We start from the raw sequence: 21044 nt of genomic DNA, 5'->3' as shown, positions 1-21044 counted from the left end.
CGGGCGCTCAGCCCGCGCGCCGCGTCTCCAGCAGCTTGACCAGCGCCTGCAGCGCGCGGTTCACCGGCGTGGCCACGCCCAGCGCCTCGCCGCGGCGGACCACATGGCCGTTGAGGTGGTCGATCTCGCTGGGCTTGCCGCGTGCCAGGTCTTGCGCGGTGGACGAATACTGGCCCGGCATGCTGTCGGCCAGCCGGCTCACGCGCTCGTCCAGGTCGGCGGGCAGCGCCACGCCCTCGGCCTGGGCCACGGCACGGCATTCGGCGACGATCTCGCGCATGGTCTGCGCCACGCCCTCGCCCCGCACCACCTCGCCGTAGGGGCGCTGGCTGATGGCCGACAGCGCGTTGTAGGCGCAGTTGATCACCAGCTTGGTCCACAGCGCGGCGCGGACCTCGGCCGACACCTCGGTCGGGATGCCTGCCGCGACCAGCGCGCGCGCCACGCGTTCGCCGCCCCGCGCGGGCTCGATCACCAGCTCGCCGCGCCCATGGTGGCGTACATGGCCGGGCCCCGCCATCTCGGTGGCCACATAGACCACCGCGGCGGCCACCGGCTGACCCGGCAGCGCGGCGCGCAGGCGTTCGGCGTTGTCCACGCCGTTCTGCAGCGACAGCAGCAAGGTGTCCGGCTTCAGCCAGGGCCGCAGCTGCGCCGCGGCGGATTCGGTGTCGGCGGACTTGACGCAGAACAGCACCAGGTCGGCCCCCTGCGCCGCACGGGCCTCGGTGCTGGCCTCCATCGGCAGACGCTCGTCGCGCCCCTTCATCTCCAGACGCAGTCCGTCGCGGCGCACGGCCTCCACATGGGCGGGGCGGCCGATCAGCACCACCGCGTGGCCAGCGCGCGCCAGCAGCGCGCCAAAGAAGCAGCCCACGGCGCCGGCGCCCATCACGGCGATGCGCAGCACGGGTTCGGACGCGGGGGCGTTAGCGGCGGACATGGCAAAGCTCCTGTCATCGTGGAGCCGAGATCCTAGACCGTTTGTCGACGAACTTCAGGCGCTGACGATCCAGCCCTCCAGCGGGTCCAGGGTCGGCGGCAGTCCATAGCCCGGCCGGGCGGACGCCCAGGCCGCCTGCATCAGGCACAGCACCGCGTCCAGGCTGTCGCCACTGGCGTCGTCCACCAGCGCATCGCGCTGCGCATGGCTGAGCTTCAGGCGCAGGCCCAGGCGGCTGCGCCCCTGCTCCAGCGCGTCCACCAAGTCCTTGCGCGCGATCAGGCGCTCCGGCGTCTGCCGGCCGCGCTCGTCGCTCTTGTAGCTGCGCCGGCCGATGAGCTCGCGCGCCAGCAGGCCCGGATAGGCCTCCAGCCCCACCCGCGCCGGATCGCCCTGGCGCAGCCCGGGCAGGCTGAGGTCGGCCGCCACCAGCCGTGGCACACCCGCGTGCAGCATGTAGGCCACCGGCGGGTTGACCCATTTCATGCTGGGCGAGGCCCCGGCCGGCGCGTCGCAGGCCCGGTGGGCGAACTTGCCACCGACCGGCCGCGCCGCGCAGAACGCGGCAAACCGCGCGCGGATCTCGGCCCGGCTCAGCGCGGCGTAGTGATCGATCAGCGCCAGCCATTCGCGCGGCCAGCCCAGGGCCTCGACCAGCTCGCGCGGCAGGCCGAAGGGCAGGTCCAGCGCCGCCAGCCAGGGACCGGGCCGACGCAGCCAGTCGTCGAAGCCGTCCAGCGAGGGCAGCGCCTCCAGACCGCCGAGACGCAGCACCGCGCCCTGGCGCTGGCCGCCGGCCACGACGATGGGCTTGCGCGGTCCCGGGGCGCTGGAGAAATCCACGCCGAACAAGGCGGCGTCCATGGGGAAAGAAGTCATTGTCCGTGCGACATTGAGGCAAGTCTGGGCTTGACGCGGACGCGGGGCTTCCGGATGCTAGCGTCATGGCCGTCAGCCTGCACTGGCAAGGGGCTCATGAGGCTAGCCCCCGGACGCGCGTCGGCCAAGGAGTTTGAGTGAAGGCACAACTGGCGCAGGCGCGGCACCTGGCGGCGCGCGGAGAGTACGCGAAGGCGACCGCCCTGCTTCGTTCCCAGTTGGACCTGCCGTTGCGCGACCGCGACCGTGCGCGCATTCTGGCGCTGCTGGCCCACCATCTGCCGCGCCAGGGCGAGCTGCACGAGGCGCTGCGCCGCGCCAGCGAAGCCGTGGCGCTGAGCAGCAAGATCGACGACGCGGCGCTGATGTCGGCCTCGCTGATCTCGCTGGGCTATGTCTATGCCCAGTACCTGATGGGCCGCGAAGCGCTGGACACCACCTGGCAGGGCCTGCACGAGGCGCGCCGCGCCGGACGCCCGGACCTGGAGGCCTGGGCGCTGAACCGCCTGGGGCTGACCTGTGCCAGCCTGGGTCATCCCGAGCAGGGCTGCCACTACACCGAACAGGCGCTGGAGATCGCGCAGGGCCCGCAGGCCGACCACGAGCTGCGCTTTTCCTGCCTGAACAACCTCGCCTTCATCTGGCTGCAGGTGCACGAGGAGGCGCGCCGCGAACAAGACAGGCGTCGCGCCGGCCGCGCGCTGGAGCAGGCCACGCACTGCGCCGAGCAGTCGCTGCGGCTGGGCCGGCAGATGGACAGCCGCTTCTGCACCGCGATCGCGCTGTCCAATCTGGCCGAGGCGCGGCTGTTCGAGGCGCCCTCGCCCGAGGTGCTGCCGCTGATCGAGGAATACGAAGCGCTGGCGCGGACCCATGGCTACCCCGACCTGCAGGTCCAGGCCCGGCTGCAGCGCGCGCTGATCCTGTCTGCCAACGGCCGGCTCGGTGAGGCGATCGCCGAACTGCGGGCGCTGGACCAGCAAGCCGGCCCGACGCCGCGCCGCCGCCGCCAGCTCTGCCGCGCGCTGTACCTGGCCTACAAGGACCAGGGCCAGTTCGAGCAGGCCCTGCACTACCACGAGACGCTGGCCGAGCTGGAACGCCAGGTGGCGCGCGACACCATGGCGCTGCAGACCGAGGCCATGCTGATCCGCCAGGAATTCCGCCATGCGCAGGCGCGCGCCGAACACGCGCTACAGGACGCGCGCCAGGCCCGCGAGCGCGCGAGCCAGCTGGAGCGCGAGCAGGCGCAGCTGCGCGAGCAGGCCGCCGAATGGGGGCGCATGGCCCACGAAGACGCGCTGACGGGCCTGCACAACCGCCGCCATGCCGAGTTCGCGCTGCCCCTGCTGCTGGAGCGCGCGCGGACCGATGCGGTGCCGGTGGCGCTGGCGATGTTGGACATCGATCATTTCAAGCACGTCAACGACACGTTGGGCCATGGCACCGGCGACCGCGTGCTGCAGCAGGTGGCGCTGCTGCTGCGCAGCCAGCTGCGCGGCGCCGACCTGATCGCGCGCGTGGGCGGCGAAGAGTTCATGCTGGTCTTCGTCGGCACGCCGCCCGACCTGGCGCTGGAGGTCTGCGAGCGCCTGCTGCGCGCGGTGCGCGCGCATGGCTGGGGCAGCCTGGCGCCGGCGCTGCGCATCACGGTCAGCATGGGCCTGGCCTGCGGCGAGCCGGGCCAGGACCCGCGCGCGCTGGTGGAGGCGGCCGACCAGGCGCTGTACGGCGCCAAACGCGGCGGCCGCGACCAGGTCGTGCTGCAGCGCCTTTGATCGGCGCGGCCGGCGCTCAGGCGAGCTTGAACACCGCGACCGACTCTGACAGGGCGTCGGCCTGCTGACGCAGGCTTTGCGCCGCCGCGGCGGATTCCTCCACCAGCGCCGCGTTCTGCTGCGTCATCTGGTCCAGCTGCGAGATCGCCGTGCCGATCTGCGCGATGCCGCCGCTCTGCTCCTGCGTGGCATGGCTGATCTCGGCGACGATGCGCGAGACCCGTTCGATGGCCGCGGAAATCTCGCCCATCGCCTGGCCCGCGCGCTGCACCTGCGCGGCGCCGCTGGCGACGTTCTCGCCGCTGTGCGTGATCAGGCCCTTGATCTCCTTGGCCGCCTCGGCGCTGCGCTGCGCGAGCTGGCGCACCTCGCCGGCAACGACCGCGAAGCCGCGCCCCTGCTCGCCGGCGCGCGCGGCCTCCACCGCGGCGTTCAACGCGAGGATGTTGGTCTGGAACGCGATGCCGTCGATCACCGCGATGATCTCGCCGATCTGGGCGGACGAGGCGCTGATGCGCTCCATGGTCTGCACCACCTCGCCCATCACCGCGGCGCCGCGCTGCGCGGCTTCGGCGGCCGAGCCCGCCATCGCGTCGGCGCGGCGCGCCGAATCGGCGTTGTGCTGCACGCTGGCGGTCAGCTGCTCCATCGCCGACGCGGTCTCCTGCAGGTTGGACGCCGCCTGCTCGGTGCGGTTGCTCAAGTCCTGCGCGCCGTCGGAGACCTCGCGCGACGCGGTCGCGATGCTGTCGGTGGCGCTGCGCACGCCCTGCACCACCCGGCGCAACGCATGTTGCATGCCCTGCACGCCGCGCATCATCGCGGCCGTCTCGTCAATGCCCTGCACCGCCACCGTCTCGCTGAGGTCCTGGCGCGCGATGCGCTCGGTGCTGCGCACCGCCGCCGACAGCGGCGCGACGATGGAGCGGACGTTGAAGAAGGTGAACACCGCGATGCAGAGCACACCGATCAGCGACACCGAACTCAGCGCCAGGCGCACGCGCTGCGCCTGCTGCGCAAGGCGCTGCGACTGCGCCTCGCCGTTCTCGGCGACCCGCCGCGTCATCTCGGCCAGCTGCTGGTCCATCTCGCGCACCGGCCCCTTGATCGGCTCGGTGGCACGGTTGGCCTCGGTGGTGTCGGCGAAGCCCTGCGCCTGCACGCGGGCGATGACGACGTCAAAGCCGCGGCGGTACTCGGCCAGCGCCAGGCTCATGCGCGGCGGCAGCGCGCGCACGGTCTGCGGCACGTCCAGCGCGACCATGGCCTGCAGCCCCTGCTCCACCTTGGCGAAGGCCGACTCCCACTCCGTCTTGTAGCGCGCCACCGCCCGGGGATCGCCCAGGTTGATCAGCAGGTCTTTCTCGTAGCGGCGCAAATTACCCACGCCGGCGCGCACCTCGGCCAGGCGGGCCAGCGACTCGACGTCATGGGCGACGTAGTGACGGAAATCGTCGCTCGCCCGGGCCTGGCTCCAGAGTCCGTTGGCCGCGATCAGCGCGATGGCCAGCATGGACAGCGCCGCCAGCGCGAACAGCCGCGCGCGGATGGAATAGTTCCTCAGAGACCACATGGCGACACCTCGCTGGCGAGAACATGGCGGCTCCCTGGCACCTCTTTTCGCACAGCCTAACAGTCCAGCGCCACGGCCGGAAGTGCGGATTTCGCACCAAACGCTCAGTCGTCCCAGAGCTCCTGCAGGGTCTGGACAAAGGCTTGGCGCCGCGCCGCCAGCAGCGGCGCACCGTCCCGCCAGCGCGGGCGGCCGGCGACGAAGACCTCGCGCAAGACCTGGCCCTGGCTGGCGAACAGCAGGCCGTCCATCAGCGCGCTCTGCGGCAGGCCGGCCAGGCCGTCGGCCGCGCCGTCGAGCACGACGAAGTCGGCCCGCGCGCCCGGCAGCAGCCCATGCGCCGCCAGCCCGGCGGGACGGGCGCCGCCCTGCAGCGCGGCGTCGAACAGGCGTTCGCCGGTGCTGGGCAGGCGGCCCGGCGCGGCGGCCACGTTGCGTCGCTGCAGGCCCAGGCGCTGGCCGTACTCCAGCCAGCGCAGCTCCTCGATCGCGCTGCGCCCGATCTGGCTGTCCGAGCCCAGGCTCAGCGGCACGCCGGCCGCGAGCCAGCCCGGCAGGTCGGCCAGGCCGTCGCCGAGGTTGGCCTCGGTGGTGGGGCAGATCACCACGCCGGCCCCGCTGCGCGCCACCGCGTCGATCTCGGCCGGCTCGCTGTGGGTGGCGTGCACCAGCTGCCAGCGCGCGTCCAGGCCCAGCTGGCACAGCTGCTCGATCGGCCGCCGGCCGGTGGCGGCCAGGCAGTCGCGCACCTCCTGCTGCTGCTCGGCGACGTGGACATGGATGGGCAGGTCCGCGTCGCCGACGAGGCGGCGCAGCGCGGCGATGTCGTCCTCGTGCGCGGCGCGCAGCGAATGCAGCGCCACGCCGGCCTGCACGCCGGGCAGGCCGGCCGCGTTGATGCGCTCGCAGGCGCGCCAGACCCAGGCCGCGTCGGTTGCGAAGCGGCGCTGCGTGTCGCGCAGTCCGCGCTGGCCGAAGCCCTGGTGGGCATAGAGCACCGGCAGCAGCGTCAGGCCCAGGCCGACCTCGCGCGCCGCGTCGGCCAGCGCCCAGGCCATGGCCAGCTCATCCTCGTAGGGTTGTCCATCCGGCCGGTGCTGCAGGTAGTGGAACTCGCAGACCTGGGTGTAGCCGCCGGCCAGCAGCTCGGTGTAGAGCTGGGTTGCGATCACGCGCAGCTGGTCGGGCGTCACACGCAGCGCCACACCGTACATGCGGTCGCGCCAGGACCAGAAGTCGTCGCTGTCGCTGTCGCGCCGCTCGGCCAGGCCGGCGAACGCACGCTGGAAGGCGTGGCTGTGGGCGTCGACCAGCCCCGGCAGCACCGGGCCGGCCAGCGCCACGCAGCCTTCGGGCGCGACCGCCACGCCGGCCTCGATGCGCGCCCAGCGGCCCTGCGCGTCGGTTTCCAGCAGCACCTGGCGCTGCCAGCGACCCTGCAGCCAGGCCAGAGGCGCGTGGAAGCGGGCCGCCGTCATGCGCCGAGCTCCGACACGAAACCGTTGGCCATCAGATAGGCCTGCAGCAGCATCGCCAGCAACGGGCGCACCTGCGCGGCGCGCGCCTCGTCAATCTGGTAGCCGGCCTCGCCCAGCCCACGCTCCTGCATGTAGCAGCGATAGCACATCTCCAGCTGCACGGCCTGCTGACCCAGCTGGGGGCGGCCGTACTGGCGCGTGATGTAGCCGCCCTTGAAACGGCCGTCGGTCACCTGCGTGAAGGTGGACTGGGCGCCGAGCACCACGCCCATGGCCTCGCGCGTGATCGCGCGGCAGGACTGGCCCTCGACGGTGCCCAGGTTCAGGTCGGGCAGCTGCCCGTCGAACAGCCAGGGCAGCTCGGAGCGGATGCTATGCGCCTCGAACAGCAGCGCCTGGCCGTGCTGCTGGCGCAGGCGCTGCAGCTCGCCCTGCAGCGCCTGGTGGTAGGGCGCCCAGTAGGTTTCCAGCCGGCGCTGCTTCTCGTCGGCATCGGGCGCCAGGCCCTCGCGGTAGAGCGGCTCGCCGGTGAAGAAGCGGGTCGGGCACAGCTCGGTGTTGGAGGCGCCGGGATACATGGGCGTGTCCTGCGGCGGCCGGTTGAGGTCGATCAGATAGCGCGAATAGCGCGGGATCAGCAGGCCCGCGCCCAGGCGCTCGGCGATGGGCGCGTAGAGCTGCTCCAGGTGCCAGTCGGTGTCCTCACTGGCGAGCGCGCGCTCCACGTAGCGGTGGTGCTGGTCCTCGGGGATCAGCGAGCCCACGTGGGGCATGCTGATCAGCAGCGGGCCGCGGCCCGGGCGCAGTTCAAAGGTCTCGTGCTTCATTCGATCAGTCTCCTCGCGAGGCGTCAGGCGCGCGGAAGGCCGCCCGCCACGGTCTGGCGCAGCGGGTTGCGGCCGAAGTAATAGGCCAGCTCGCGCGGATGCGCGGCGTCCCAGACGCAGAAGTCGGCGCGCATCCCGGCAGCCAGCCGGCCGCGGTCGGCCAGGCCCAGCGCGCGCGCGGCGTTCACGGTCAGCCCGCGCAGGGCTTCTTCCGGCGTCATGCGGAACAGCGTGCAGGCCATGTTGAGCATCAGCAGCAGCGACAGCCCCGGCGAGCTGCCCGGGTTGTGGTCGGTGGCCAGCGCGATGGGCACGCCGGCCTCGCGCAGCGCGGCCATGGGCGGCAACTGGGTCTCGCGCAAGAAGTAGTAGGCGCCGGGCAGCAGCACCGCGACGGTGCCGGCCGCGGCCATCGCGCGGACCCCGGCCTCACCGAGGTATTCCAGGTGGTCGCAGGAGAGCGCGCCGAACTCGGCCGCCAGCTGCGCGCCACCCTGGTCGCTGAGCTGCTCGGCATGCAGCTTGACGGGCAGGTTCAGGCGCCGCGCGGCCTCGAACACGCGCCGCGTCTGCGCCGGCGTGAAGGCGATGCGTTCACAGAAGGCGTCGACCGCGTCGATCAGCCCGTCCTGGTGCAACTGCGGCATCCACGCGCAGACGGCGTCCACATAGTCGTCCTGGCGGCCCTCGAACTCCGGCGGCAGCGCGTGCGCGCCGAGGTAGGTGGTGCGCACGCTCAGCCCCAGCCCGGCGAGTCCACGCGCCACGCGCAGGCATTTGGCCTCCTGCTCCAGCGACAGGCCATAGCCGGATTTCACTTCCAGCGTGGTCAGCCCCTCGGCCATCAGCGCGCGCGCGCGCGCCGCGGCGCCGCGGGCCAGCTGCGCCTCGTCGGCCGCGCGCGTCGCCGCGACGGTGGCGCGGATGCCGCCGCCGGCGCGCGCGATCTCTTCATAGCTGGCGCCTTGCAGGCGCAGCTCGAACTCGGCCGAGCGCTCGCCGCCATAGACCAGATGGGTGTGGCAGTCGATCAGCCCCGGCGTGACCAGCGCGCCGTCCAGCCCCTGCTCGGCGGCGACGCTGGCGCGCCACTCGGCCGGCAGCTCGGCCAGCGGGCCGGCCCAGCGCAGGCGCTCGCCCTCGGTCAGCAACGCGCCATCCGGCACCAGGCCCCAGCCCTGCGCCGGGGTCAGGGTCACCAATTGCGCGTCGCGCCACAGCGTTGTTTGTGTCATGTCTCGCTCCAGATCAACCACCAGGCGGCGCCCGGCCCTCCCCGCCCGTGCGTCGAGGCAAAGCGGCAAGGCTGAGCCGCCGGCTTCTCGCACCAGGCCAGCGTGCGCGGCGGCAGCGCCCGGGCACGGCCGCCATGGTTCAGCGACCCACCCTCTTCGGTGAACAGCCCCAGCCAGTCGCAGCGCGGGACAAGGGCCTCGGTGGCCGGCCGCAGCTCGAAGCGGCCGGCGCCGCGCCGGTGCATGGCATTGAAGTCCTGCGTCGCGCCGCCCAGCAGCCGGCAGCCGGGCGCCCGTTCGCCGTCGAAGGCGAACACCGGGTCGCCGGGGCGCAAGACCTGACCCTGCAGGTCCACGCCGTCGCCCGACAGCACCGCGAACCAGCGGTCCACGCCGGGGAAGCTGGAGAACGGTCCGTCGGCGGTGATGTCGGCCACGCTGATGCGCAGCGTCCAGTCCTGCGCATGCGGCCAGGCCAGCAGCTCGCGGGTCTGGCCGCCGCCATTGCGCCAGGGGCTGGGCGCGACCTGCGCCGCACTGAGGTGGATCCAGCTCATGCCTGAAAAGCTCCCTGTAGAAAGTAGCGGCTGCCCGGATGCACCAGGCGGACCGCGGTGACCACCCGGCCCTGGCTCAGCGTGCTGCGCCGGACCACCAGGCAGGGCTCGCCCTTGGGGATGGCCAGCAGCTTCGCGTCCTGGCTGCTGGGCAGTTGCGCCTCGATGGTGTAGCGCGCCTCGGACAGCGGCGCCACCTGCAGCAGGTAGTGGGTGGGGGTCACGCGGGCAAAGTCCTGCGCCATGTAGTCCGGCGCGCAAGCCGCGTTGACCAGCCGGTCCTCGCACTGGATGGGCACGCCATTCTCGAGATGCACGATGACGCTGTGGAAGAGCGGCGCTCCGGGCCGCAGCGCGAACAGCGCCGCCTGCTCGTCGTCGGCACGCACCGACTCCAGCAGGTGCAGGCGCGATTCGTGGCGATGGCCGCGCTCGGCGATCTCCTCGTGCACGTCGCGCACGGTCAGCGTGGACGCGATGCGGTGCAGCTGCGCGACAAAGCTGCCCACGCCCTGCACGCGGTCGACCATTCCCTCCTGATGCAGCTCGCGCAGCGCGCGGTTGACCGTCATGCGGCTGACGCCAAAGGCTTCGGTCAGCTCGGCCTCCGACGGCAGGCGCTCGCCGGGCCGCCAGCGGCCGGCCGCGATGCCCTCGCGCAGATGGGTCTTGACCTTGAGGTATTGCGGCGCCGGGCCGCCGATGCGGGCGTTGACCATGGTGGCTGCGATGGTAGTTGACTTTACTTGTATAGACAACTAGAGTCCGGCCCATTCCAACACGGGCAGCACGGCGCCGCGTCCGCGCCGCCCGGACCGCCACCCGTCCTTTGCGAGGAGACAAGCATGAGCCAAGCCCGCGTCGTCCGTGCCCCCACCGGCACGCAGCTGCATTGCAAGAACTGGCTGACCGAAGCCGCCTACCGCATGATCCAGAACAACCTGGACCCGGTGGTGGCCGAGAACCCCGACCAGCTGGTGGTCTACGGCGGCATCGGCAAGGCCGCGCGCAACTGGGACTGCTTCGACGCCATCCTCGCCACGCTGAAGGAACTCAACGAGGACGAGACCCTGCTGATCCAGAGCGGCAAGCCGGTGGGCGTGTTCAAGACCCATGCCGACGCGCCGCGCGTGCTGCTGGCCAACTCCAACCTGGTGCCGCACTGGGCCACCTGGGAGCACTTCAACGAGCTGGACCGCAAGGGCCTGATGATGTACGGCCAGATGACGGCCGGCAGCTGGATCTACATCGGCTCGCAAGGCATCGTGCAGGGCACCTACGAGACCTTCGCCGAGGCCGGCCGCCAGCACTACGGCGGCTCGATGGAAGGCCGCTGGATCCTCACCGCCGGCCTGGGCGGCATGGGCGGCGCGCAGCCGCTGGCCGCCACCTTCGCGGGGGCCTGCTCGCTGAACATCGAATGCCAGCAGTCGCGCATCGACTTCCGCCTGAAGACCCGCTATGTGGACGAGCAGGCCCGCGACCTGGACGACGCGCTGGCGCGCATCGCCCGCTATACCGCCGAGAAAAAGGCCGTTTCCATCGCGCTGCTGGGCAATGCGGCCGAGGTCCTGCCCGAGCTGGTGAGGCGGGTGAAGGCCGGCACCGCGATCAAGCCCGACCTGGTCACCGACCAGACCTCGGCGCATGACCTGATCAACGGCTACCTGCCGGCCGGCTGGACGGTGGCGCAATGGAAGGCCGCCGCCACCGACCCGGCCCAGCATGCCGACCTGAAGGCCGCCGCCGCGCGCGGCTGCGCGGTGCATGTGCAGGCCATGCTGGACTTCCAGGCCCTGGGCATCCCGACCGTGGACTATGGCAACAACATCCGCCAGGTCGCGCTGGACCAGGGCGTGAAGAACGCCTTCGATTTCCCCGGCTTCGTGCCCGCCTATGTGCGCCCGCAGTTCTGCGAAGGCCGCGGCCCCTTCCGCTGGGTGGCGCTGTCCGGCGACCCCGAGGACATCTACAAGACCGACGCCAAGATCAAGGAACTCTTCCCCCACCATGCCGGCGTGCACCGCTGGCTGGACATGGCGCGCGAGCGCATCAGCTTCCAGGGCCTGCCGGCGCGCATCTGCTGGCTGGGCCTGGGCGAGCGCCACCGGGCGGGCCTCGCCTTCAATGAGATGGTGCGCAAGGGCGAGCTGAAGGCGCCCATCGTGATCGGCCGCGACCACCTGGATTCCGGCTCGGTCGCCAGCCCCAACCGCGAGACCGAGAGCATGAGGGACGGCTCGGATGCCGTGTCCGACTGGCCGCTGCTCAACGCGCTGCTCAACACCGCCGGCGGCGCCACCTGGGTCAGCCTGCACCATGGCGGCGGCGTGGGCATGGGCTTCTCGCAGCACAGCGGCGTGGTCATCGTCTGCGACGGCAGCGAGGCGGCCGATAAGCGCATCGCGCGCGTGCTGGTCAATGACCCGGGCACCGGCGTGATGCGCCATGCCGACGCCGGCTACGACATCGCCGTGCAATGCGCCAAGGAGCGCGGCCTGAAGCTGCCCATGATCACTGGCTGACGCCCCACTCCTGACCCGCTCCGCGCGCCCTTTCCAGGGCGCGCGTCCGCAGGCCCCGGCAACGCCGGACGCTCGGACTCCGCTTGGAAGCACAAGAACTGAGACCCCTATGACCTCCATCGAAATCACCCCCGGCCAGCTGACCCTGGACCAGCTGCGACAAATCCGCGCGGGCGGCGTGCGCCTGAGCCTGCATGCCTCGGCCGATGCCGCGATCCGCCGCAGCGCCGCCGTGGTGCAGGCCGCCGCGGCCGGCGACGCGCCGGTCTACGGCGTGAACACCGGCTTCGGCAAGCTGGCCTCCACGCGCATCAGCAAGGAAGACCTGGCCACGCTGCAGTTCAACCTGATCCGTTCGCACAGCGTGGGGGTGGGCGCGCCGCTGGCGCCCGGCGTGGTGCGGCTGATGCTGGCCACCAAGGCGGCGTCGCTGGCGCGCGGCTTCTCCGGCGTGCGGCCCGAGGTCGTGCAATGCCTGCTGGATGTGTTCAACGCCGGCCTGGTGCCTTATGTGCCCAGCCAGGGCTCGGTGGGCGCCTCGGGCGACCTGGCCCCGCTGTCGCACATGACGCTGGCCCTGCTGGGCGAGGGCGAGATGCTGGTGGACGGCGAGCGGCGGCCCGCGCGCCAGGTGCTGGAAGCCGCCGGCCTCGTGCCGCTGGTGCTGCAGGCCAAGGAAGGCCTGGCGCTGATCAACGGCACGCAGACCTCCACCGCGCTGGCGCTGGAAGGCCTGCTGCGCTTCGAGACGGTGTACGCCAGCGCCGTGGTCAGCGGCTCGCTGAGCCTGGATGCGGCGCGCGGCAGCGACGGCCCCTTCGACCCGCGCATCCACGAGGTGCGCGGCCAGCCCGGCCAGATCGAGGTCGCCGCGGCCTACCGCCAGGTGCTGGCCGGCAGCGAGATTCGCCAGTCCCACCGCGACGGCGACGACCGCGTGCAGGACCCCTACTGCCTGCGCTGCCAGCCGCAGGTCATGGGCGCCTGCCTGGACCAGGCGCGCTACTGCGCCGAGGTGCTGCTGCGCGAGGCGAACGCGGTGACCGACAACCCGCTGGTCTTTGCGCCCGAGGGCGAGCCGGCCTACATGGTCTCCGGCGGCAACTTCCACGCCGAGCCGGTGGCGCTGGCCGCGGACGCGCTGGCCTGCGCGATTGCCGAGGTCGGCGCGATTGCCGAGCGCCGCATCGCGATGCTGATCGATGCCGGCGTTTCGCGCCTGCCGCCCTTCCTGACCGCCAACGCGGGGCTGAACTCCGGCTTCATGATCGCCCACGTCACCGCCGCGGCGCTGGCCAGCGAGAACAAGTCGCTCGCCCACCCGGCCAGCGTGGACAGCCTGCCCACCAGCGCCAACCAGGAAGACCATGTCTCCATGGCCACCTTCGGCGCGCGCCGCCTGGGCCCGATGCTGGACAACACCGCCCACATCATCGGCATCGAACTGCTCGCCGCGGCCCAGGGCATCGAGTTCCTGCGCCCGCTGAAGAGCTCGGCCACGCTGGAGCAGGCGCATGCGCTGCTGCGCCGCGATTGCCCGCCCATGCCCAGCGATCATTTCCTGGCGCCGTCCATCAGCGCCGCCAAGGATCAGGTCGACGCCGGCGCGTTTGCCGGCCTTTTGACGCAAGTGACCGGGCTGCGGGTCTTGCGCTGAGTCAATCCGTTCGACGACTGACGCGACAATAGGGGCTTCGCAATTCGCGGAGTTCTTGCGTTGCGTCCCGTAGTTCCACCCGACCGGTCGCGGCGCCGGTGGGCCGTCCGCCTGCTGAGTGCCTGCCTGCCGCTGCCCTCGCTGCGCGCCCATGCGCATGGCGAGAGCTTTGCCGTGGTCTTCATCAACCCGGGACGCTCGGACGAGGCCTACTGGGTGGGCGCCGGCCGCGCCATGCAGGCCGCCGCGCATTCGCTGGGGCTGCGGCTGGAGCAGCTGTTCGCCGAGCGCGACCCGCAGCGCGCGATCGCGCTGGCCCAGCAGGTCGCGGCGCGCCCCGCCGCCGAGCGGCCGGACTATGCGGTCGTCGTCAACGAGAAAGGCGCGCTGGTGTCCAGCGTGCGCGTGCTGCAGGCCGCGGGCATCCGCTGCATGGCCGCCTTCAGCGGCTTGCTGCCGCAGGAGCGCGCGCAATGGGCGCCGCGCCACGGCCTGCCAGGACTGCTGGGCAGCCTGGAGCCGCTCGCCGACGAGGCCGGCTACCAGACCGCCAAGAGCCTGATCCGGCAGGCGCTGCGCGAGCGGCGCCAGGACGCCCAGGGACGGCTGCCGCTGCTGGCGATCGCCGGCGACCGCTCCACCCCGGTCTCCATCGCGCGCAATGCCGGCATGCGCCGCGCGGTGGCCGAGCATGCCGAGGTCGAGCTGGTCCAGGTGCTGTTCGCCGACTGGCAGCGCGAGCGCGCGCGCGAGCTGGTGCGCACCCTGCTGCCACGGCTGCCGGACTTGCGCCTGGTCTGGGCCGGCAGCGACCAGATGGCTTTCGGCGCCATGGAGGCCCTGGAAGCCAGCGGCCGCCTGCCCGGGCGGCAGGTGCTGTTCTCCGCCATCAACACTTCCGACGAGGCGCTGCAGGCGCTGCAGCAGGGCCGGCTCAGCGCGCTGTCGGGCGGGCATTTCCTCGCCGGCGCCTTCGCGCTGGTGATGCTGCATGACGTCCACCATGGCCGTGACTTCGCCGACCTGGGGCTGGAACTGCAACTGCCCATGTTCGTCGAGTTCGACGCCGCGTTCGCGCGGCGCGTCCAGCTGCGCCAGCAGCAAGGCCTGCAAGGCGTGGACTTCCGCCGCTACAGCCGCGCGCTGAACCCGCTGCTGCGCCGCTACCCCTTCGACGTCCGCGCCGTGCTGGGCGGCTGAGGCCCCCGTTCACCCGGCTCGGCAATGGTGCCGGTCGCGGGCCGAGCGCCGTCGGCGTCCCGCCGATGGTCGGCCAGGCGAGGCCTTGGCCGAGGGGCCGCGCTCTTCAGTACCGCCCCGTCGCCCCCGCCACCCTCAGATAGACATAGGCCCCCCAGGCCACCAGCGCGCGGCTGAACATGCCGCTGAGCCCGCGCGCCTGGCGCCATTCGATGCGCTGCGATTCGGCGACGGCCTGGTCGAACTCCTGCGCCAGCGCGCCGGCGAAGGCGGTGTCGCGCACCGCGACATTGGCCTCCAGATTGAGCAACAGCGACAGCGGGTCGATGTTGGAGCTGCCCACCGTGGCCCAGCGCTCGTCGACCACGCAGACCTTGGCGTGCAGAAAGGCCGGCAGGTATTCGTAGATCTCCACGCCATGCCCCAGCAGCTCGGCATAGAGCGCGCGGGCCGCCATCGCGGCGATGCGGTAGTCCACCTTGCCCTGCAGCAGCAGGCGCACGCGCACGCCGCGTCGCGCGGCGTCGCGCAGCGCGCGGCGGAAGCGCTGCCCGGGGTAGAAATACGGCGTGATCAGGTCCACGCGCTCGGTGGCGGCACGTATCGCCTCGATGTAGGCGCGCTCTATCGTGCGGCGCTGACGCAGGTTGTCGCGCAGCACGAAGGCGGTGACCATGGGCGACAGGCCCTCGCCGCCGCCGCGCAGGTGGCGGCCACGCGGCATGCGCAGCCGGCGCAGCAGGCGCTTGGCGCGCGCCAATGGGTAGGCGCTGCGCATCAGCGCCAGCATCTCGTCGCCGAAGTCGTGGCCCAGCCAGGCGCGCGTCCAGACCGCACGCGCGGCCTGCTCCACCTCCAGCACCACCGGCCCGCGCAGCGCCACCGCATAGTCCAGCCGCGGCCGGTCCGTGGGTCCATGGCGCACGTCCAGCCGGTCGTCGATCACGTTGATGCCGCCAACGAAAGCCTGCTGTCCATCCACCACGCAGAGCTTCTGATGCAACCGGCGCAGCTGGCCCGGCTGCAGCCAGCGCCACCATCGGTCGATCGGGCGGAACACCGCCAGCGCCACGCTGGACCCCGCCAGGCTTTGCTGCAGCCAGTCCATGCTGCCCATGGAGCCGAAGCCGTCCACCACCACCCGCACGCGCACGCCGCGCGCCGCCGCCGCGCGCAGCGCCGCGACCAGCGCCTCGCCGGCCGCGTCGTGGTGGAAGATGTAGGTCGCCAGCCAGACTTCGTGCGTGGCGTGGGCGATGGCCTCGTTCTGCGCCGGGAACAGCGCATCGCCGCCGCGCAGCAGCCGCACCTCATTGGCGCCGCTGTAGCGCGGCAGCGTGGCGAGGGTCCAGGGGAACAGCGGCTCCGAGGCCTCCGCAGCCGCCTGGGCCTGGGCCGGACCGCGGCGCTTCATGACGCGAGCGTGAGTTCCGCCAGCAGCGGCAGATGGTCGGACATGCGCGACCAGGCCGGGCCACGGGGCACCTTGAGCCCGACGCAGCGCAGGCCACGGATGTAGATGCGGTCCAGCGAGAACACCGGCACCCGCGACGGAAAGGTGGCCAGCCGGCGCCGGCCGTCGGGCGCCTCGGCGCGCTCTAGCCCGCAGGCGCGCATCGGCGCGTCCAGGCGCTCGCCCCAGTCGTTGAAGTCGCCCGCCACCACCAGCAACTCGTCCGGCGGCACGTGCGCGGCGATGAAGTCCGACAGCCGCTGCACCTGGCGCACCCGGCTGCTGTGCATCAGCCCCAGGTGGGCGACGACGGCATGCACCACCCGCCCCTGCCAGTGCACTGGCACATGCAGCAGGCCGCGCTGCTCGAAGCGATGGTCGGACACGTCGTGGTGGCCCACATCGCCGATGGGAAAGCGCGACAGCAGCGCATTGCCGTGCTCGCCATGGCGCGTCACCGCGTTGGTGCGGTAGGCCACCTCGTAGCCGTCCGGAGCGAGGAACTCGGCCTGCCCCTGGTCGGGCCAGCCGAACCAGGTGTGGGCGAACTGCTTGGCCTCGCGGTGATGGAAATGGCGCACCTCCTGCAGGAAGACCAGGTCGGCGTCCATGGCCTGCACCCCCTGCCCGAGGTTGTGAATCTCCAGCCGCTTGCCCGGCCCGACGCCGCGCACACCCTTGTGGATGTTGTAGGTGGCGACGCTCAGGCGCGGCGCGTCGGCCGATTGGGCCGGCTCGTGGCGAACATGGTGGGCGTGGGCACGCATCAGCGGCTCTCCTTGCCGTCACCGCCTTGGCGCACCGGCAACTGCAGCACGGCCTCGGCGTTGGACGGCGAAAAGCACAGGTCGGCGGCCTCGCGCCAGGGCAGCCAGCGGTACTGCAGGTGTTCGCGTGGCGCCAGCCGTACCGGCGTGCCGGCGGGCACGGTGAGACCGAACACATGTTCGGTGTTGTGCGTCACGCCGGGCGCATAGCGATGGCGCCAGACGGGATAGATCTCGTAGACATTGGCCAGTCCCCAGTCCTGCAGCGCGCCGGGGGGCAGGTCTTGCGCGGCGATGCCGGTTTCCTCGGCGACCTCGCGCTGCGCCGTCCAGGCCAGCGGCTCGTCGGGCGCGTCCTTGGAGCCGGTCACGCACTGCCAGAAGCCCGGGCGGTCGGCCCTCTCCAGCATCAGCACCTGCAGGTCCGGCGTGTGCACCACGACCAGCACCGACTCGGGAATTTTGTAGGGACGTGTCACAGCCTCGGTCATGCGCAAAGCATATCCCAGCGCACATGACCGGCCTCGCGGCGCGGGTGTGGCCAGAGAGGCCTCGCACCCACACGGCGCGCGCAGGAGACTGCGTCAGCGCGGGGCCCGCTGGCTCCACCACACGCCGCCGACGATGAGCCCCATGCCCATCACGGTGGCCAGGCCCGGCTGTTCGCCAAAGGCCGCCCAGGCCAGCACGCCGGCCAGCACCGGGGTCAAGGCGCCGACGGCGGCGCAGCGCTGCGCGCCCAGACGCTGCACGGCCAGGCTGTAGCTCAGTGTGGAGACCAGCCCCACGCCCAGACCCTGGATGGCGCCGTGCAGCAGCAGCTGGCTGGCGTCCAGCGCCAGCAGCGCGCGCGGCGGGTTCAGCAGGCACCAGGGCAGCAGCGCGATCAGCGAAACGCTGGAGATCAGCGCCGCGGCCTCCAGCGGCTGCAGCCGGGCCTCGCGCAGCGCCAGCGTGTAGTTGGACCACAGCAGGCTGCACAGCAGGAACAGCGCATAGCCCACCGCCTGTCCATGGGCGCCGGCCCCGAAGGCGATCAGGCTGGCCACGCCGGCGGCGATGCACAGCAGCGCCGGCCAGCGCGCGAACGCGGCGCGCCCCTGCAGCGCCAGCCCCAGCAGCGCGGTGCTCAGCGGCAGCGTGCCGGGAATCAGCGTGGCGCCGTCGGCCACCGGCGCATGGCGCATGGCCCAGCCGGCGATCAGGAAGTACGGCAGCCCGGCGCCCGCGATGATGCCGACCCACAGCCGCGCCGGCAGCGCGGCAAAGCGGCGCCAGCGCGTCGCCAGCAGCGGCAGGAACAGCAGCCCCGCGGGCCCGAAGCGGATCAGCGCCAGCTCGGCCGGCGGCAGCGCGACGCGGGCCCCGGCGCGCAGTGAGATGAAGAAGCCGGCCCAGATCGCCAGCGTCACGGCCAGCGCGGCCCAGCCCTGCAGCTCCTGGCGGCGCCGGGCCCGTTGCGCCTCGGTACAGAGAGGCAGTGCGGAAACGGCGAGCTGAGCGGCGGGCAAAGACATGGGGATGGGGACTGCGGTACGGCTTCGGCGGGGATTGTGCGCGGGGCCTCTGGGCAGATTCACGCGGATTCACTTCCAACAACGGCCGACCTTGGCGAGAATCTGCGCTTCCTACAGCCTCTGGAGCGGATTCCACCCATGGACAGAATCGACCTGCAGATCCTCGATCTGCTGCAACGCGAAGGACGGCTGACGGTGGCCGAGTTGTCGGAGCGGGTCTCGCTGTCGCAAAGCCCTTGCGCGCGCCGGCTCAAGCGCCTGGAGGAAGACGGCCTGATCAGCGGCTACCGTGCCGTGCTGGACCGCAAGCGCCTGAACCTGGGCACCACGGTCTTCGTCCATGTGCGGCTGATGCACCACCGCGAGGACGCGGTGCGCGAATTCGAAGCGGCGATGGAGGCCATGAGCGAGGTCGTGGCCTGCCACGTGGTGTCCGGCGCGCACGACTACCTGCTCGAGGTCGTGGTGGCCGACCTGCCCGACTACGAGCTCATCGTGCGCCGCCTGCAGGCCCTGCCCATGGTGCAGGAGCTCACCAGCAGCTTCGCGATCCGCAGTGTGAAAAGCGGAGCGCCGCTGCCGCTGCGTTAGGCGACCGCCTCAGCCGCGCCGCAGCCTGGGCAGCAATCGCTCCATGGCCTGGGCCACGGCCTCGGCGCGCTCGGGGTGGCCGTCGACCCAGTCGCGCAGCGCGAGGTCCTGGGTCTCCAGCTGTTCGCACAGGCGCTGTAGCTCGCGCAGCAGGCCCAGAACGCCCTGCGGGTCGGCATCGAAGCGGGCCAGCGCCTCCACTCGCATCGGCAACTCGGGCTGGGTCAGGCTGGCCTCCAGCTGCTGGCGCTGCTGCATGTGGTGCCAGCTGGGCCCCAGTTCGCCGCGTTCCAGCATCAGCTGGCCGATGCGGCCATGGGCCGCGGCCTGCAGCGAGCGCGATTGCAGCGACTCGGCCAGCGCGAGCGCCTGGCGCGCGGCGTCCAGCGCGGCCTCGCCCTGCTCCAGTTCGCTGACCAGCATCAGCGCCTGCGACTCCAGCCAGCGGTAGCGGCTGCGCTGCGCCATCGCGCGGGCCTGGCGCGCCAGGCCCAGCGCCTCGTCGGGCGCGCCGCTGTCGCGCGCGCAGCGGGCCCGGTGCCAGCGCGCCTCGGCCTCGTAGTCGCGGTGGCCGGCGGTGCGCGCGGCGGCCTGGGCTTCGTCCAGCGCCGCCAGCGCCGGCTGCGGGCCCTGGGTGGCGCGCAGCGAGACGGCACGGTTCAGCGCGATCTTGGCGCGCAGATAGGCGTCGCCCGCGAGGTTGGGATAGTGCAGCTCGGCCTGGTCCAGCACGCGGCCGCCGCGCGCCCAGTCGCCCAGAGCGAAGCACAAATGGGCCAGGCCGATGCGCGCGAGGCAGGCGCTGCGCGCGTCGTCCTCGGCCAGCTCCAGGGTCTGGCTCCAGCATTTGCAGGCCTGGACATAGTCGCCGCGCTGGTAGTGCAGCCGCCCCAGCGCCTCGCTGAGTTCGGCGGCCTCGGCGAGCGCGCGCTGCGCCAGCGCGCGTTCCAGCGCCTGGGTCAGCTCGCCCTGCAGTTCGACGCCACGGCCCCAGCGCTCCAGCACGAAGAAGGCGCCCAGCAGCGCCGCGCGCGCCTCGGGCTTGCCGCTGTGCTGGGCCTGGCGCTGCAGCAGCGGCAGCATCAGCGCGGGATGGCGCATGATGCCGCGCTCCCAGCGGGCGGTGGCGTAGGCGAAGGCGGCTTGGGCGTTCATCGGCGGCATCGGTTGGAGCAACCCGCAAGGATAGCGGCTGCGGCCCTCGCGCTGGCTGACGCGCCGCGGATCACCGCAAGAATCAGGACTTGCCGGCCGCCGCGCCCTGGCGCGTGGGCACCGGATCGGGCAGCGCCTTGGCAGCCAGTTCGCGCGCCTGCACGACCAGCTGGTTGTGGGCGTCCAGGAAGGCGGCGGCGATCACCTTGCCCTCGTTGCTGTTGCTCCAGCCGGCGCCGGCGGCGCCGCCCATCTTGCCCAGCACCAGGCCGCCCATGCCCAGGTCGGTGACGCGCACCGAGCCGGTGGCGGCGGCCACCTGCTCGGTGGTCTCGTTGTCGGTCAGCAGCAGGGCCACCTGGGCCTCCTTGAGCTTGACCTGCTCGGCCGCGCCGACGAATTTGTTCAGCACGGGGATCATGGCCAGGAGCCCGCCGACTTGGCGCCCCGCGTCCTGCTCGCTGAAGGTCAGGCTGGGCGTCAGCGTGTACTGGGCCTCGTAGCCCTTGCCCTTGGCGACGGTGCTGCCCTCCTTGCGCAGCACACCGGCGTCCTTCAGCTCCTGTTCCTTGATGGTCGCGCGCAGGCCGGCGGCGCGGTCCATCACACGGAAACAGCCGCTCTGCTGCGCCAGCAGCCGCACCAGCGGCAGCGGCGTCGCCGGCAGGTTGTAGCCGCCCTGCACGGTGTAGCCATTGGGGTTCTCGACCAGGGCCAGCGTGGCCACCGGCGCATCGCACTTCATCAGTTCGCGGTTGGCCTTGTGCGCGCCGGCCGGGCCGGCCGAGCCGGTGACTTCGGAACTGCCCTCGCCCAGCTGGGCGCCCTGCTTGCCGCAGGCGGTCAGCAGCAGCGCGCAGGCCAGGATCAGCGCATGGTGTCGTGCTTTCATTGTTCTCAACTCCCTCT

19 protein-coding genes are annotated in these 21044 nt (G+C 72.2%); 5 read left to right on the top strand and 14 right to left on the bottom strand.

The window, feature by feature from the left end; genetic code table 11:
- Window positions 1-7: 7 nt before the first annotated feature.
- Window positions 8-907 carry a ketopantoate reductase family protein gene (locus LZ017_RS10185; RefSeq protein ID WP_241396931.1) on the bottom strand — a complete coding sequence of 300 codons (900 nt, stop codon included), beginning with the start codon at window positions 905-907 and terminating at the stop codon, window positions 8-10.
- A gap of 90 nt (window positions 908-997) precedes the next feature.
- Entirely contained in the window at window positions 998-1807 is an 810-nt protein-coding gene (locus LZ017_RS10180) for a DUF429 domain-containing protein (RefSeq protein ID WP_241396714.1), read from the bottom strand.
- 152 nt (window positions 1808-1959) lie between these two features.
- Here LZ017_RS10180 and LZ017_RS22265 point away from each other — a divergent pair, with 152 nt between their 5' ends.
- The gene (locus tag LZ017_RS22265) at window positions 1960-3600 is read left to right on the top strand and encodes a diguanylate cyclase (RefSeq protein WP_241396713.1); all 1641 of its coding nucleotides are present in this window, start codon (window positions 1960-1962) and stop codon (window positions 3598-3600) included.
- Window positions 3601-3616: 16 nt separating this feature from the next.
- On the opposite strand, the gene LZ017_RS10170 is transcribed toward LZ017_RS22265, so the two are convergent.
- The 6 genes from LZ017_RS10170 to hutC all read right to left on the bottom strand — a co-directional run bounded on the left by LZ017_RS10170 (window position 3617) and on the right by hutC (window position 9989).
- The gene (locus LZ017_RS10170) at window positions 3617-5173 is read right to left on the bottom strand and encodes a methyl-accepting chemotaxis protein (protein ID WP_241396712.1); all 1557 of its coding nucleotides are present in this window, start codon (window positions 5171-5173) and stop codon (window positions 3617-3619) included.
- A 104-nt stretch (window positions 5174-5277) separates the two neighbouring features.
- Window positions 5278-6651, bottom strand: a complete 1374-nt coding sequence (hutF, locus tag LZ017_RS10165) for a formimidoylglutamate deiminase (RefSeq protein WP_241396711.1) — start codon at window positions 6649-6651, stop codon at window positions 5278-5280.
- Window positions 6648-7478 (bottom strand): N-formylglutamate deformylase, encoded by an 831-nt coding sequence (hutG, locus tag LZ017_RS10160; protein ID WP_241396710.1) that lies wholly within the window; start codon window positions 7476-7478, stop codon window positions 6648-6650. The genes hutF and hutG overlap by 4 nt, the downstream gene beginning before the upstream one ends.
- 23 nt (window positions 7479-7501) lie before the next feature.
- Window positions 7502-8713, bottom strand: a complete 1212-nt coding sequence (gene hutI, locus LZ017_RS10155) for an imidazolonepropionase (RefSeq protein WP_241396709.1) — start codon at window positions 8711-8713, stop codon at window positions 7502-7504.
- The gene (locus tag LZ017_RS10150; protein WP_241396708.1) at window positions 8710-9270 is read right to left on the bottom strand and encodes a HutD family protein; all 561 of its coding nucleotides are present in this window, start codon (window positions 9268-9270) and stop codon (window positions 8710-8712) included. Before LZ017_RS10150 ends, hutI begins: the two co-directional genes overlap by 4 nt.
- The gene (gene hutC / locus LZ017_RS10145; protein ID WP_241396707.1) at window positions 9267-9989 is read right to left on the bottom strand and encodes a histidine utilization repressor; all 723 of its coding nucleotides are present in this window, start codon (window positions 9987-9989) and stop codon (window positions 9267-9269) included. Before hutC ends, LZ017_RS10150 begins: the two co-directional genes overlap by 4 nt.
- A 126-nt stretch (window positions 9990-10115) precedes the next feature.
- On the opposite strand from hutC, the gene hutU reads away from it, so the two are divergent.
- From hutU to LZ017_RS10130, 3 genes are all read left to right on the top strand, one after another.
- A complete protein-coding gene (gene hutU, locus LZ017_RS10140; protein WP_241396706.1) occupies window positions 10116-11795 on the top strand; it encodes a urocanate hydratase in 1680 nt (559 codons plus the stop codon).
- Between the two features lie 109 nt (window positions 11796-11904).
- On the top strand, window positions 11905-13452 hold the full coding sequence (gene hutH, locus LZ017_RS10135; RefSeq protein WP_241396705.1) for a histidine ammonia-lyase: 1548 nt from the start codon (window positions 11905-11907) through the stop codon (window positions 13450-13452).
- A 60-nt stretch (window positions 13453-13512) separates the two neighbouring features.
- On the top strand, window positions 13513-14652 hold the full coding sequence (locus LZ017_RS10130; RefSeq protein ID WP_241396704.1) for an ABC transporter substrate-binding protein: 1140 nt from the start codon (window positions 13513-13515) through the stop codon (window positions 14650-14652).
- A 106-nt stretch (window positions 14653-14758) separates the two neighbouring features.
- Here the strand turns inward: LZ017_RS10130 and clsB are convergent, their stop codons facing one another.
- From clsB to LZ017_RS10110, 4 genes are all read right to left on the bottom strand, one after another.
- A complete protein-coding gene (clsB, locus tag LZ017_RS10125; RefSeq protein ID WP_241396703.1) occupies window positions 14759-16066 on the bottom strand; it encodes a cardiolipin synthase ClsB in 1308 nt (435 codons plus the stop codon).
- Window positions 16063-16872, bottom strand: a complete 810-nt coding sequence (locus LZ017_RS10120; protein WP_241396702.1) for an endonuclease/exonuclease/phosphatase family protein — start codon at window positions 16870-16872, stop codon at window positions 16063-16065. Before LZ017_RS10120 ends, clsB begins: the two co-directional genes overlap by 4 nt.
- Window positions 16872-17363 (bottom strand): dihydroneopterin triphosphate diphosphatase, encoded by a 492-nt coding sequence (nudB, locus tag LZ017_RS10115; RefSeq protein ID WP_241396701.1) that lies wholly within the window; start codon window positions 17361-17363, stop codon window positions 16872-16874. Before nudB ends, LZ017_RS10120 begins: the two co-directional genes overlap by 1 nt.
- Window positions 17364-17456: 93 nt before the next feature.
- Window positions 17457-18389 carry a DMT family transporter gene (locus LZ017_RS10110; protein WP_241396700.1) on the bottom strand — a complete coding sequence of 311 codons (933 nt, stop codon included), beginning with the start codon at window positions 18387-18389 and terminating at the stop codon, window positions 17457-17459.
- A 138-nt stretch (window positions 18390-18527) separates the two neighbouring features.
- Between LZ017_RS10110 and LZ017_RS10105 the strand changes: the two genes are divergently transcribed.
- Window positions 18528-18980, top strand: coding sequence for an Lrp/AsnC family transcriptional regulator (locus LZ017_RS10105; protein ID WP_241396699.1), 453 nt, complete (start codon window positions 18528-18530; stop codon window positions 18978-18980).
- A gap of 9 nt (window positions 18981-18989) precedes the next feature.
- On the opposite strand, the gene LZ017_RS10100 is transcribed toward LZ017_RS10105, so the two are convergent.
- Complete coding sequence (locus tag LZ017_RS10100; protein ID WP_241396698.1) at window positions 18990-20135, bottom strand: hypothetical protein; 1146 nt, start codon at window positions 20133-20135, stop codon at window positions 18990-18992.
- 82 nt (window positions 20136-20217) lie between these two features.
- A complete protein-coding gene (locus LZ017_RS10095) occupies window positions 20218-21027 on the bottom strand; it encodes a CsgG/HfaB family protein (protein WP_241396697.1) in 810 nt (269 codons plus the stop codon).
- Window positions 21028-21044: the final 17 nt, after the last annotated feature.

It is taken from the genome of Pelomonas sp. CA6, from assembly GCF_022549225.1.
Lineage (GTDB): Bacteria > Pseudomonadota > Gammaproteobacteria > Burkholderiales > Burkholderiaceae_C > Roseateles.
The sequence above is the reverse complement of the archived record's forward strand: the minus strand, read 5'-3'. Positions and strand labels throughout refer to the sequence as shown.

What these genes read in the sequence shown, in the direction of transcription:
- LZ017_RS10150 (WP_241396708.1), bottom strand. Translation starts at nt 9,270, where the DNA reads ATGAGCTGGATCCACCTCAGTGCGGCGCAGGTCGCGCCCAGCCCCTGG.
- LZ017_RS10100 (WP_241396698.1), bottom strand. Translation starts at nt 20,135, where the DNA reads ATGAACGCCCAAGCCGCCTTCGCCTACGCCACCGCCCGCTGGGAGCGC.
- hutG (WP_241396710.1), bottom strand. Translation starts at nt 7,478, where the DNA reads ATGAAGCACGAGACCTTTGAACTGCGCCCGGGCCGCGGCCCGCTGCTG.
- LZ017_RS10170 (WP_241396712.1), bottom strand. Translation starts at nt 5,173, where the DNA reads ATGTGGTCTCTGAGGAACTATTCCATCCGCGCGCGGCTGTTCGCGCTG.
- LZ017_RS10180 (WP_241396714.1), bottom strand. Translation starts at nt 1,807, where the DNA reads ATGGACGCCGCCTTGTTCGGCGTGGATTTCTCCAGCGCCCCGGGACCG.
- LZ017_RS10105 (WP_241396699.1), top strand. Translation starts at nt 18,528, where the DNA reads ATGGACAGAATCGACCTGCAGATCCTCGATCTGCTGCAACGCGAAGGA.
- hutC (WP_241396707.1), bottom strand. Translation starts at nt 9,989, where the DNA reads ATGGTCAACGCCCGCATCGGCGGCCCGGCGCCGCAATACCTCAAGGTC.
- hutI (WP_241396709.1), bottom strand. Translation starts at nt 8,713, where the DNA reads ATGACACAAACAACGCTGTGGCGCGACGCGCAATTGGTGACCCTGACC.
- hutH (WP_241396705.1), top strand. Translation starts at nt 11,905, where the DNA reads ATGACCTCCATCGAAATCACCCCCGGCCAGCTGACCCTGGACCAGCTG.
- LZ017_RS10110 (WP_241396700.1), bottom strand. Translation starts at nt 18,389, where the DNA reads ATGTCTTTGCCCGCCGCTCAGCTCGCCGTTTCCGCACTGCCTCTCTGT.
- hutF (WP_241396711.1), bottom strand. Translation starts at nt 6,651, where the DNA reads ATGACGGCGGCCCGCTTCCACGCGCCTCTGGCCTGGCTGCAGGGTCGC.
- LZ017_RS10095 (WP_241396697.1), bottom strand. Translation starts at nt 21,027, where the DNA reads ATGAAAGCACGACACCATGCGCTGATCCTGGCCTGCGCGCTGCTGCTG.
- LZ017_RS10120 (WP_241396702.1), bottom strand. Translation starts at nt 16,872, where the DNA reads ATGCGTGCCCACGCCCACCATGTTCGCCACGAGCCGGCCCAATCGGCC.
- nudB (WP_241396701.1), bottom strand. Translation starts at nt 17,363, where the DNA reads ATGACCGAGGCTGTGACACGTCCCTACAAAATTCCCGAGTCGGTGCTG.
- clsB (WP_241396703.1), bottom strand. Translation starts at nt 16,066, where the DNA reads ATGAAGCGCCGCGGTCCGGCCCAGGCCCAGGCGGCTGCGGAGGCCTCG.
- hutU (WP_241396706.1), top strand. Translation starts at nt 10,116, where the DNA reads ATGAGCCAAGCCCGCGTCGTCCGTGCCCCCACCGGCACGCAGCTGCAT.